At 69.4% G+C, this 12,370-nt stretch carries 10 protein-coding genes; 5 read left to right on the top strand and 5 right to left on the bottom strand.

Annotated features, from left to right (window positions below; all coding sequences use genetic code 11):
- Positions 1-64: 64 nt before the first annotated feature.
- Entirely contained in the window at positions 65-1,342 is a 1,278-nt protein-coding gene (locus tag ACOCEP_RS21815) for an SON protein (protein ID WP_482330833.1), read from the bottom strand.
- A gap of 117 nt (positions 1,343-1,459) precedes the next feature.
- The gene (locus ACOCEP_RS21810) at positions 1,460-2,644 is read right to left on the bottom strand and encodes a PQQ-dependent sugar dehydrogenase (RefSeq protein WP_482330832.1); all 1,185 of its coding nucleotides are present in this window, start codon (positions 2,642-2,644) and stop codon (positions 1,460-1,462) included.
- Between the two features lie 326 nt (positions 2,645-2,970).
- On the opposite strand from ACOCEP_RS21810, the gene ACOCEP_RS21805 reads away from it, so the two are divergent.
- Positions 2,971-4,131, top strand: a complete 1,161-nt coding sequence (locus tag ACOCEP_RS21805) for a thioester domain-containing protein (protein WP_482330830.1) — start codon at positions 2,971-2,973, stop codon at positions 4,129-4,131.
- 53 nt (positions 4,132-4,184) lie between these two features.
- On the opposite strand, the gene ACOCEP_RS21800 is transcribed toward ACOCEP_RS21805, so the two are convergent.
- Positions 4,185-4,928: an AraC family transcriptional regulator gene (locus ACOCEP_RS21800; protein ID WP_482330829.1), complete on the bottom strand. Its 744-nt coding sequence runs from the start codon at positions 4,926-4,928 to the stop codon at positions 4,185-4,187.
- 54 nt (positions 4,929-4,982) lie between these two features.
- On the opposite strand from ACOCEP_RS21800, the gene ACOCEP_RS21795 reads away from it, so the two are divergent.
- The 3 genes from ACOCEP_RS21795 to ACOCEP_RS21785 all read left to right on the top strand — a co-directional run bounded on the left by ACOCEP_RS21795 (position 4,983) and on the right by ACOCEP_RS21785 (position 8,288).
- Positions 4,983-6,158, top strand: a complete 1,176-nt coding sequence (locus ACOCEP_RS21795; protein WP_482330828.1) for an MFS transporter — start codon at positions 4,983-4,985, stop codon at positions 6,156-6,158.
- Positions 6,159-6,245: 87 nt separating this feature from the next.
- Positions 6,246-7,556 carry a lipase family protein gene (locus ACOCEP_RS21790; protein WP_482330827.1) on the top strand — a complete coding sequence of 437 codons (1,311 nt, stop codon included), beginning with the start codon at positions 6,246-6,248 and terminating at the stop codon, positions 7,554-7,556.
- Between the two features lie 87 nt (positions 7,557-7,643).
- On the top strand, positions 7,644-8,288 hold the full coding sequence (locus tag ACOCEP_RS21785) for a TetR/AcrR family transcriptional regulator (RefSeq protein WP_482330825.1): 645 nt from the start codon (positions 7,644-7,646) through the stop codon (positions 8,286-8,288).
- Between the two features lie 371 nt (positions 8,289-8,659).
- Here the strand turns inward: ACOCEP_RS21785 and ACOCEP_RS21780 are convergent, their stop codons facing one another.
- Positions 8,660-9,544 carry an alpha/beta fold hydrolase gene (locus ACOCEP_RS21780; protein WP_482330824.1) on the bottom strand — a complete coding sequence of 295 codons (885 nt, stop codon included), beginning with the start codon at positions 9,542-9,544 and terminating at the stop codon, positions 8,660-8,662.
- Positions 9,541-11,034 carry a flavin-containing monooxygenase gene (locus ACOCEP_RS21775; protein WP_482330823.1) on the bottom strand — a complete coding sequence of 498 codons (1,494 nt, stop codon included), beginning with the start codon at positions 11,032-11,034 and terminating at the stop codon, positions 9,541-9,543. Before ACOCEP_RS21775 ends, ACOCEP_RS21780 begins: the two co-directional genes overlap by 4 nt.
- An 89-nt stretch (positions 11,035-11,123) precedes the next feature.
- Between ACOCEP_RS21775 and ACOCEP_RS21770 the strand changes: the two genes are divergently transcribed.
- A complete protein-coding gene (locus ACOCEP_RS21770; protein ID WP_482330822.1) occupies positions 11,124-12,368 on the top strand; it encodes a PucR family transcriptional regulator in 1,245 nt (414 codons plus the stop codon).
- The last annotated feature ends 2 nt before the right edge of the window (positions 12,369-12,370 follow it).

Here is a 12,370-nt window from a genome sequence, read left to right as displayed (position 1 = left end):
GACGCGAAAGCGCCGGGCGCGCGGCATCGAAGCCGTTCGCCCGGCGCTGTTCTTCCTCCGGGTGTCACTTGCCGCCGAACTTCGAACGCCGGTCCGCCAGCTCGCCGACCAGCCTGCTGACCTCGACCTCCCCGACCGCCTTGGCCAGCACGGCGACCTGCGCGATGCTCTCGATCCGGTACTGGACCGGCACCCCGCCGGAGGCACGCGAGCGCGCTTCGGCGTCCGCCTTCTTCTCCGCTTCGACGGACGAGAAGACGCTCCCGGCCCCGCCGTTGACACAGGTGATGGAAGCCGAGCCGTTCAACGGCAGGCTGGCCGTTTCCCGGCAGCTCCCCGCCGAACGCCCACCGATCGTCACGTTCGCGGTCATCGTGGCGTCGACCTTGCCGCTCACCTTGCCACCACCGTTCGCCGAGGCGGAGTTGGACACGTTCGCCGTCACCGTGCAGCCCGACGAGCTGCACGCGACGGTGGCCGCGCCGTCCATCTCGAACCGCACACTGGTGTCGACGGCACCGGACAGCTTCTGCGCGTTCACCATCAAGGTGTCGTAGACGGCGCCGGTCTCTTGCGGCGACAGGGCGTCCACATCGGACTCGCCGAGGCCGGCGCCGGTCGGTATCGGCGGCTGCGATTCCGCGCCGGGCAGGGACGGTGTCCCCCCTGGCATCTTCACCGAATAGCGGAGAAGGCGGTGTGGCGCTTCCTTCGAGACGTACAGGTCCCCCGCGGGCGTGCTCGCCTTGAGCGCCGGAACGTCCCGGACGGTCTCGTTCTGGTCCTCGGCGATCTCGTCCGCCTGGTCCAGCGCCGCGCGCAGCCGGGCGGCGAGTTTCTCCGGGGATTCGAACTGCTGCAGCGCCGGGCCGAACAGCGCGTCCTCGCCGGTCATCCACCGATCCTTGAGCTCGTCGGTCCCGCCCGCGTCCGCCATCGCCCCGGGCAGCATGCCGTCCGGCGCCTTGAAGTAGACCTTGCCGCCGACGACCAGGATGTCGATCTTCTTGCCCCGCAGCGACATCGTGCCGGACGTCTCGCCGGTCGCGGTGGTCTTGACGTCCGTTTTGATCATCCCGCCGACCGCGGAGGTGCTGTTCCGGACGGCGGGCGCCGAGGAAAGCCCGGCGAGCGCCTGCTCGAAGGGTTCGCGGTTCGCCTTCGACGGCCACAGCAGCCAGGTCGTCAGACCCGCGAGGAGCACCAGCACCAGTCCGGCGATCCCGCCGAAGAGCGGCCACCGGGGTTTCCGAGTGGGCGGCGCCGGTACCGGTACCGGTTGCGGGACCCAGCCCTGCGGCGGCGACCACTGCGCGCCTCCGGGTGGGAATGTCTGCTCCACGTCGCCCTCCATCACTGTTTTCACCGGACGGCCTCACGCTAGGCAGCGATGATGAAAACTTGATGAAACGCGACGGGGTGCCCCGGCCGCGCCGGGCGGACGCGGCCGGGGCGGGCTCTATCCCTTGCGCGCGAACGAGATCCGGTGCAGTCCGCCGGGGGTTTCGTCGGCGAGGTACAGTTCGCCGTTCTGATCGGTGCCGAACGTGGTGGCGTCGAGCGGGAACTCGCCGATCCGGGCGCTTTCGTAGGTGCCGTCGGTCTTCTTGCGGACGGCCCAGGCCGTTCCCTGGCAGAAGTCGGTGGCGAGGTAGGTCCCGCCGGCCAGTGCCGCGTACTTCCTGCCGCGGTAGACGTGCCCGCCGATCACCGCGCAGCCCTCCGTGCCGGAGACGTAGTGGAAGACCGGATCGGTGTAGGTCACGCCGTCCTCGCAGCGTGTCTCGTCGAAGACGACCGGGCCCTCCTTGCAGGACCAGCCGAAGTTCGCGCCGCCCTTGCCCCGGGCGAGGTGGTCGACCTCCTCGAACCGGCCCTGGCCGACGTCACCGATCCACAGCGAACCGTCGGCCGGGTCGAAGGAGAACCGCCACGGATTGCGCAACCCGTACGACCAGATCTCCGCACGCGCGCCCGCCACGCCGGCGAACGGATTGCCCGCCGGGACGCAGTACTTGAGCGGAGGGCACGCGCGGCCGACGTCGATCCGCAGGATCTTGCCCAGCAACGTGTCCAGCCGCTGCCCGGTGGCCAGCGGATCGCCCCCGCCGCCCCCGTCGCCGATCCCCCAGTACAGGTATCCGTCCGGGCCGAACGCGAGCTGGCCGCCGTTGTGATTGGGGAACTCCGAATGCGGCTGGGTGATCAGCTCGGTGAGCTCGCCGGTGTCCAGCCGGACGCGGGACAGCGTCACCGCGCTGTCGGCCTTGCGGGTGTACGCGACGTAGACCCGCCTGTCCTTGGCGATCGCCAGCCCGAGCAACCCGCGCTCGACGTCCGCGCCGTTCACCTTGGCGCTGATGTCGAGCACCGGCTTCGCGGCGAGGCCGGTCCGAGGATGGTAGGCCCGGACGACGCCGCGTTTCTCCACGATGAGGATCCGGCCGCTGCCGTCGTTCATCGCCGTGATCGCGGTCGGGTTGACCAGCCCGGACGCGACCTTGGTCGCCGTGGCGGTCAGCTCGCCGAGCGGAACTCCCCGCGTATCCAGGGGTTCCGCGCTGCTCGCGGCCGGGAGCAGCGCTCCCGCCAAGGCGAGCCCGGCCACCAGGGACAACCCCCGGCGGAGGTGCCGTCGCGTCATGAGGACTCCAATCGCCAGTGAATGGTCTGGTCCAATTCAACAGCGACCGGAGGAGTGACGGTACCTCCATCCGCGAGCTTTCCGTCGGTTTCTTTCCGGCGAAGAGCCGGGCTCTACCCGGCCAAGATCGTTTTCCCGCCGTTCACCCAACGTTCGGGGCAATTCGGACATGAGCCATACCCCTGAGTAGCCGTATGTATGACCTCTGTATGCTCCGCTCTCGCTCGATGGGATTACTTATCCCCTGTTCGGGCGAGCCGTTGCGGTCGGGGCCTGTGGTCGCACACGGCACTGGCATTCGTGGTCCGTATCCGGATGGGAGACACATGCACGGCAGGTCAGTTCTGGTTCGCGGCGGGATCGCGGTGGCCTCCGCGGCCGTCGCGCTGACGATGGCCGCTCCGGCCGCCCTCGCCGACGACGGCGCGGCGCGCGGCCGGGTCATCGAAAAGGAAGGCGAACGCGGGTTCGGCATCAACTTCGAGAGCGGGAACCCCGCCGGAGCGGTGCTGTTCACGCTGAAGCTGTCGGACGGCAGCAAGCTCAAGATGTACTGCGTGCAGGTCGAGGTCGGCATGCGTACCGACCAGGACATGATCGAGCGTCCGTGGAACAAGTACCCGGACACCAAGTCGCCGTTCAACAAGAACAGCGCGAAGCTCAACTGGGTGCTGCACCACGGCTACCCGGCAGCGTCGGTGAAGGCGCTCGAAGGCACGCTCGGCAAGGGCGACGTCAAGTTCAACGGTGGCCTGTCGGTCAAGGAGGCCATCACCGCGACGCAGGCCGCGGTGTGGCACTTCAGTGACGGCAAGGACCTGAAGCGCGCCAACCCGGTTTCGGGCGAGGGCGCCGGGGAGTCCGCCGCCGACGTGCTGGCGGTCTACGACTACCTCGTCGGCAAGGACAACGTCGGCATCGGCCAGCAGCCGAAGCCGACCCTGGACATCGGCCCGGCCAAGGCCGCGGGCGCCACCGGTACCCGGATCGGCCCGTTCAGCATCGCCACCAGCGGTGACATCACCGAGCTGACGAGCAAGCTCCCCGAGGGCGTCAAGGTCACCGACGCCGACGGCAAGGCGATCAAGGCCGCCGACATCAAGGACGGCACCAAGGTCTACGTCGACGTCCCCAAGGACGCCAAGGACGGCTCCGGCACGTTCTCGCTGAAGGTCAGCGGCCACCTCGACACCGGCCGCCTGTTCGTGGGCGAGAACTACGACAAGGTGCCCGCCCAGTCGCTGATCGTCGCGCAGTCCGAGAAGACCTCGGTCGCCGCGAACGCCACCGCGAGCTGGAAGCAGGGCGGCGCGCCCGTCACCGAAACCCCGGCCCCCACCACCCCCGGTGGCGCCGAATCGGGTGGCGGCGACGAACTCGCCAACACCGGTGCCTCCGCCACCATGCCGCTGATCATCGGTGGCGCGCTTCTCGGCGCGGGTGTGCTGATGGTGCTGCTCGTGCGCCGTCGCCGTAGCGAGGCGTAGGAAACGGACGAAGAGCGGGGCCGGTCCTTTGTGGACCGGCCCCGTTTTCGCGTTCACCGGTCGTAGTACCTGCCCGGCGTATGCCCGAAGGCACGGCGGAACACGTCGATGAACGCGCTGGTGGACGACCAGCCGCAGGCATGCGCCACCGCGGTCACCGGGGTGTCCTCGGCCAGGAGGACCAACGCGCGGTAGAGCCGCAATTGGGTGCGCCACTGCGGGAAGGTCATCCCGAGGTCGGCCTTGAAGAGCCGCGCCAGGGTGCGATCACTCGCTCCGACCCGCGCGCCGAGAGCGGCCAGCGTCCGGTTGTCGGCCGGATCGGCGCTGAGGATCTCGCACAGCGCGCGCAACCGCGGATCGGCCGGCGTCGGCAGGTGCAGGGGTTGCCGCGGCGAGACACGAAGCCGATCGAGCAGTACCGCGCGCAGCCGTCGTCGTTCCGGCGAGTCGTCGTGCGGCGGATCGGTGTAGGCGCGGATGAGCTCGCGCAGGAGCGGTTCGACGGCCAGCACGCCCGGTTCGTTCAGCCGCACCGGGTTCACCGTGGCGGGCAGGCCGACGAGCCGGAGTTCGAGGTCGCCGTGCGCCTGGTGGGCGTGCACGGTCCCGGCGGGTACCCAGATGGCCCTCGTGGCGGGCGCGACCCAGGAGCCCCTGTCGGTGGTGATGGCCAGTACGCCACGAGCGGCGTAGGCGACCTGGTGGTCGTCGTGGCGATGCGCCTCGATCGTCATGCCGGAGGCCAGGGACCGGACCTGTGTCGGCGCCGCGGGCATGTGGCGGATTTCCGTCATCGTTTGTCACTTTATCGGAAGCGCGACACCGTGCGCCGCCACGAGCATGGCGAGGTGCGGAAGAACAGAGCGATCATCCTGTTGTCGGCCGGGCACGCGTGCGTGGACGTGTACCAGGGTTCGGTCGCCGCGCTGGTGCCGTTCTTCGCGGCCGAACGCGCCTACGGATACGCGGCGGTGTCGGGCATCGTGCTCGCCGCGTCGCTGCTGTCGTCGGTGGCGCAGCCGTTGTTCGGCGCGTTGACCGACCGCTGGGCGATGCCGTGGCTGCTGCCGTCGGCCACCCTCCTCGGCGGCCTCGGGATCGGCCTCGGCGGGCTCGTCGACTCGTACGCGCTGACGCTGGCTTTCGTCGCCGTGTCGGGAATCGGCGTGGCCGCCTACCACCCCGAGGCCGCACGGGTCGCGAGGATCGCCGGTGGCGGCGGGCATACGGCCATGGGCTGGTTCTCCCTGGGCGGGAACATCGGATTCGCCGCCGCACCCGTACTCGTCACCGCCGTCATGGCGCTCGGCGGGCTGCGGATGTCACCACTGCTCGTCGTTCCGGCGCTGGCCGGTTCCGTGCTCTGCCTGCCTGTGCTGCACGCGCTCGCCGGGAGCGCCCGTACCGGCGGCTCGCCGTCGAACGTCGCCGGTGCCGACGACCGGCGATCGTTCGCGAAGCTGTCGGCGGCGGTCGTCCTCCGCTCCATCGTGTTCGTCGGCCTGAGCACGTTCGTCTCGCTCTACGCGCGGCAACGGGTCGGAGGCGGCGCGGCGACGGGCAGCGCCGCGCTGTTCCTGCTCTATCTCGGCGGCGCCGCGGGCACGGTGCTCGGCAGCAGGCTGGCCGGGCGCCGGGACCGCGTCCTCGTGGTGCGCCGGTCCTATCTGGCCACCGTCGTCGCGGTCGCGGGAGTCGTTTTCGTGCCGGGGCCGGCGTTCTTCCCCTTCGTCCTGCTGGCCGCGGTGAGCCTGTACGTGCCGTTCTCCCTGCAGATCACGCTCGCGCAGGACTACCTCCCCACGCGCGTCGGCACCGCCAGCGGCGTCACGCTCGGCCTGACGGTCAGCATCGGCGGGCTCGCGAGCCCCCTCATCGGGACGGTCGCCGACCACACCTCCTTGCGGACGGCCCTGATCCCGTTGATCGCACTGCCGTTTTTGTGCTGGATCACAACCCGAACCCTTTCCGAGCCGTGCTCTGTCCCAACGCGGGTAAAAGAACCGTCGAAATCGCGCGATTAATGATGTACGGGGCTGTACACCATCAGTTACCGGCTGGTAGGTTCCGGGCATCCAAACGTGATCCACTTCATGATTCAAAGGGGAGTCATGACCCGAAAGCCCGCTCGTCTGCTGGCCGTCGCGATCGCCCTCGTCGTCGGTTTCGCCGCCGCGCCCGCCGCCTCCGCCGCCCCCGCGACCGATCCGTTCTACAGTTACGACGGCAGCGAACCGCTGTCGTCGTACAGCCCCGGGACCGTGTTGAAGACCCGGACGCTCAATTACCACGTCATCGGTATTCCCACGCCGCTCAAGGTGACCCAGCTGCTGTACCGGTCCACCGACGCGCAGGGGAAGCCGTCCGCCAACGTCACTTCGGTGCTGCGGAGTCTCACCGGTGACAGCACCAAAGCCGTTTCGTACCAATCGTTCTACGATTCACTGAACCCGGAGCACGGCCCGTCGAGGGCGATCGCCGGTGACGTCTCGCTCGGCGGCCTGATCGCCAACGCCGAGTCGCTGTTCATCGCGCCCGCCCTGCTGCTGGGCTACAACGTCGTCATTCCCGACACCGAGGGCCAGAAGGCGAACTTCGCCGCCGGGCCGGAATACGGGACGAACACCCTGGATTCCATCCGTGCCGCGACGCGGTCTCCCGGAACGGGAATGAACGACAAGACCCGGTTCGGTCTCATCGGGTATTCGGGCGGCGCCATCGCGACGGGCTGGGCAGCCGCGCTCGCGCCGGATTACGCGCCCGAGGTCAACAAGAACCTCGTCGGTTTCACCGAGGGCGGAGTGCTCGTCAAGCCGTCGCACAATCTCAAGTACGTCAACGGCAGCGTCGCGTGGACCGGCGTCATCCCGATGGCGCTCATCGGAGTCTCGCGTTCCTTCGGCATCGATCTCAAGCCGTATGCGAATTCGTACGGCCTTCAGGTGCTCAAGGACATGGAAAAGGCGTCGATCGTCGACGCGCTCGGCCGGTATCCCGGGCTGACGTGGGAGAAACTCGTCAAGCCCGAGTACGTCAACCCGAACAAGGTGCTGCCGTACGTCGAGGCCGTCAACAAGATCAACCTCGGCTCCGCGCCGACTCCGACCGTTCCCGGCTACATTGCGCAGGGCAACAACGGTGTCGTGGAAGGCACCTTCGGCAACCCGCCGGGAATCGGGACCGGTGACGGCGTGATGGTCGCCGGCGACGTGCGCTCGCTCGCGCGGCAGTACTGCGACACCGGCAACAAGTCGATCAAGTACGACCAGTACGCCACGCTGAGCCATGTCGGGGCGGCCGTCGCCTGGGCACCGCAGGCCATCGGCTGGCTCAACGACCGGTTCGCGGGCAAGACCGCGCCGACCAGCTGCGGGAAGATCGCGCCCGGCAACTCCCTTGCCCCGGAGGTGCCGGTCGGCTGACCGCTCGGTCCGTGAAGGCCTCCTTGAGGGACTCTGGGTCCCTTGAGGGGGCCTTCACGGATTTCGGCGACCGGTACGGTGCCGCAGGTGACCGAGCATCGCAAGCTGCCGAAGGGGCCGCACAACCTCAGCCGTGACGAGGTCGCCGAAACCCAGCGCGCCCGGTTGATCGACGCGGTACTGGAGAACACCGGCGAACGCGGCTACGTCGCCACCACCGTCGGCCACATCACCGCGACGGCGGGCGTGTCCCGGACCTCGTTCTACGAGCAGTTCACCGGCAAACAGGACGCGTTCCTCGCCGCCTACCGCGAGATCACCACGGAGTTCATCACCCAGGGCGTCGCCGTGGGCGCGGAGGCGCCGACCCCGCTGGACGCCGTCACCGCCTGCTGCGAATTCCTCGTCGACTACGTGCACCGGCGCCCCACGGCCGTCCGCGCGGCGTTACTGGAGATCTACGCGCTCGGCGACGCGGGGCTCGAAGCCCGCGAGGAGACCTTGCGCACTGGCGAAGCCGTCTTCGATCGGACGGCGGAATGGCTGCGGGCCACCGATCCCGCGCTGCCGTCACCGCCGCCGTTCACCGCGCGCACGGTCGTCGCCGCCACCATCGAATTGATCACGCAGGCCATCTGGATCGGCACGGAAGACGCGTACGGCCAGGCACGCGAAGCCGTCCGGTACACGTGGCTGCTCGGCTTGCTGGGGCACCGGAGCGTCGACGCCTAGGGCGTGCTTCATAGTGAGGGGTAAGCCAAAGGAGGGTGTCGCGAAAGCCACTTTCGGGACGTCTGGTGTCCCGAAAGTGGGTTTCGCGACATGAGCACCGGCGCGCCGGCTTCGTGCGGAAAGCGCCCTAGCGGGCGAGACGCCGCCGTTCGAAGCCGACGATCAGCTTCGGATACCGCCGCGGAAGCAACCGGACGAGCCGGTCGACCAGTTTCGCGTCGTTCCCGACGAGCACCCGCGGTTTCCCCGCCTCGACCCCGTCGACGATGACGCGGGCGGCCGGGCCCCGCGCCGAGCGAGTTCGAGGGCGAGCTGACGGCCGATGCCGGAACCGGCACCGGTGACGACGGCGACCTTGCCGCGAACGCCGCTCATCGGATGTCTCCCGCCGGGGCGGTGAGCTCGACGAGCCGCTCCACCAGGTCCGGGGCGATGTGGTGCCCCATGCCGGGGATTTCGACGTAGCGGGCGCCGCTGATGGCCTTCGCGGTCGCCCGGCCACCGCTGTGGTGGACCATCCGGTCGGTGTCGCCGTGGACCACGACCGTCGGGCAGGTGATGCGGGCGAGCTCGGCGGTGCGGTCGCCGCTGGCCTGGATCGCGCCGATCTGGCGGGCGATACCGCTTCGGGCGCGCCGTCCCCCGGCGCGTTCCCACAGTTCCTCGGCCCAGGCCGTTTCGACGTCCTTGTCCAGCGGGAACCTGGCCGAGCCGAGGTGGCCCATCAGCGACAGGTGCCCGGCCACGGACTCCTCGACCGTCTGAGCGGGCCTCCTCGCCATGCGCACCAAAGTCGACTTCGCCGGCTGCCCGACGCGGCGATGCCCGGTCGTGGAGAAGATCGACGTCAGTGACAGGACCCGGCCGGGGTTCCGGGCGGCGACGGTCTGCGCGATCATCCCGCCCATCGACATGCCGACCAGGTGCGCCTTCTCGACGCCCAGGTGGTCCAGCAAGCCGACGGTGTCCGCCGCCATGTCGCCGAGATCGTAGGCGTCCGGCAGCGGCCGGGCCAGCAGTTGCCGGAGTTTGCCGGGATTCGGCGCCTTGATGCGATCCGAGCAGCCCGCGTCCCGGTTGTCGAACCGGATGACGCGGAAGCCGCGGCCGGTGAGCCCCTCGATCATCGGCCGCGGCCACGAGGTGAGATCGAGACCGAGCCCGGCGATCAGCACCAGCGGCACCCCGCCGTCCGGGCCGTCCTCGCGGTAGCAGATCCGGAGGCCGCCGGGCAGGCCGGCGAAGCCGTCGGTCACGAGTTCACCGCTTCCCGGACCTCGGCGCGCGAGAAGTGCAGCTCCGGATCGGTGATGTCGTCCGCGCGCAGCAGCTTGATGTCCGAGTGGTAGCTCATCGACGTCAGCCACGGCATGCGATCGCCCTGACGCGGAAGCTGGTCGAGGGCGCGCTGGACGTATCCGGCGGCGAAGTCCAGGAACGGCTTCGTCGGCATGTCCGGGTCGGCGAGCACGGGACGGCAGACGTCGTAGCCGTGGGTGTCCATATGCGCCAGCAGACGGCAGAAGTGCTCGCACAGCAGGCCGATCTTGAGTGTCCACGACGAGTTCGTGTAGCCGATCGCGAACGCGGCGTTCGGCACGCCGGAAAGCATCATTCCCTTGTAAGCGACGGTTTCCGGCATGATCACCGGCTTCCCGTCGACACTGAACTTCGCCCCGCCGAACACCTGGAGGTTCAGGCCGGTGGCGGTGACGATGATGTCCGCCTCCAGCTCCCGCCCGGATTCGAGCAGGATCCCCTTTTCGGTGAATGTCGCGATCTTGTCGGTGACGACGTCGGCCTTGCCCTTGCGGATGGCGGCGAACAGGTCACCGCCGGGCACGGCGCACAGCCGCTGGTCCCACGGGTCGTACGGCGGGTTGAAGTGCTCGTCGACCGGATAGCCCTTCGGAAGCTGCTTCTTGTTGACGTAGCGGATGAGCCCGCGGGCGGTCTTCGGGAACTTCTGGCAGAACTGCCAGACCGCCAGCCCCTTGCGGATGTTCTTGCGGCGGGTGAGCGCGTACGCCCGCTCTTCGCCGAGGATCTTGCGCAGGCCGTTGGCGATCTTGTCCTCGCGCGGCACCGGCATGACGTAGGTCGGGGTGCGCTGCAGCATCGTCACGTGCGCCGCGGTGCCCGCCATCGCCGGGATCAGGGTGACCGCGGTGGCGCCGCTGCCGATCACGACGACGCGCTTGCCGGCGTAATCGAGGTCCTCGGGCCAGTGCTGCGGGTGCACGATCGTGCCGGCGAACCGGTCCCGGCCCTCGAATCGCGGGGTGAAGCCCTCGTCGTAGCGGTAGTAGCCGCCGGCGTTGAACAGCCAGCCCGCGCTGAGGCTGGTGCGCTCGCCGGTGTCGGTCCGCTCGATCTCCAGCAGCCAGCGCGCCTCGTCACTCGACCAAGCGGCCGACAGCAGCTTGTGGTGATAGCGGATGCTGGGTTCGATGCCGTTCTCCGTGATCGTCTCGCGCAGGTACGACAGGATCCGGGGCGCGTCGGCGATCGACTGCTTGTCCCGCCACGGCTTGAACTCGTAGCCGAAGGTGTGGAGGTCGGAGTCCGACCGGATGCCCGGGTAGCGGAACAGGTCCCAGGTGCCGCCGGACGTGCCGCGCGCCTCCAGGATGGCGAACGTCTTGCCCGGGTTCTCGGTCTTCAGGTAGCGCGCGGCCCCGATCCCGGAAATCCCGGCACCGATGATGACCACGTCGAGGTGCTCGACGGGGGTGCTCGTCGTCATGCGGTACTCCAGCCTCGTCTCGGTTGCCTCCACGATGCGGGGCGAGCGGGGAATTGCGCTAGCGCTATCTGCACCATCATGATGCACGCATGGTGCAAAGTGCCGCATCGCCCTGGCCGACGCTGTCCCCCGAGGCCCGTGACCTCTTCCGGCAAGGCGCGGAAATCGTGCTGCATCCGCGCGCCGAATGGATCGAGGAGCTGCACGAAGCCTCCCTCGGCGGGGACAGCATGCGCGCGGTCGCCGAGGACCCCGTGCTCACCGAGGGCACCAAACGCGCCAACCTGGCGAATCTGCTGCACTGGGCGGCCGCCAACGTGCAGCGCCCCGGTGAACGGGTCGCCGCCAACCTCAATCGGGAAGTGCTCGACGGAGCTCGCGACATGGTGCGCCGCGGTTTCGACTCCGGCGGCCTCGACGCCTACCGGCGGGCGCAGGGGGTGGCCTGGCGCCGGTGGATCGAGATCTGTTTCGACCTCACGTCGGATCCGGTGCTGCTCCGCGAACTGCTCGACGTGTCGTCGCTGTCGATCACCACGTTCATCGAGGACACCGTCGCCGCCGTGTCCGAACGGATGGCCGCCGAACGCACGGAACTGACCCGCGGCGCCCACGCCGAACGGCGGGCCACGGTCACCCTGCTGCTGGAAGGCGCGCCCATCAGCCGCTCGCGCGCCGAAGCCCAGCTCGGCTACCCGCTCGCCGGACCGCATACGGCCGCGATCGTCTGGAGCGGCTCGGTGACACCGTCGTCCCAGCAGCTCGAAACCGCCGCGGAGACGCTCATGCGGGCGAGTGGCGCTTCGCACCGGCTGACCGTCGTCGCCAGCGCCGCCGCCCTGTGGGTCTGGCTGCCCGGCCGGGCCCAGCCGCGCGCGGACCGGCTCGCCGAAGACCTCGCGCCGCATCCCGACGCCCGGGTCGCGCTCGGACGGCCCGGCAGCGGGATCGACGGATTCCGCCGCAGCCATCTGGACGCCGCCGCCACCCAGCGGATGCTCGCCCGGCTCACCTCGCCCCAGCAGATCGCGCGGTATCAGGACATCCAGCTGCTCGCGCTGCTCACCGGCGATCCGGCGCAGGCGGGCGAATTCGTCGCCGACACCCTCGGCGAACTCCGGCACGCCGACGCCGAGACCCGGGAGACCGTGCGGGCCTACGTGCACGAACTGGGCAGCACGACACGGACCGCGGAACGGCTCTACACCCATCGGAACACCGTCGTCCGGCGGCTGGCGCGGGCCGACGAACTGCTCCCCCGGCCGCTGGCGGAGAACGCCGTGGACGTGGCCGTCGCGCTGGAAACGCTGCGGTGGCTGGGAAGCGGCGCGTGACG

Source organism: Amycolatopsis sp. CA-211722, assembly GCF_056828465.1.
The sequence above is the reverse complement of the archived record's forward strand: the minus strand, read 5'-3'. Positions and strand labels throughout refer to the sequence as shown.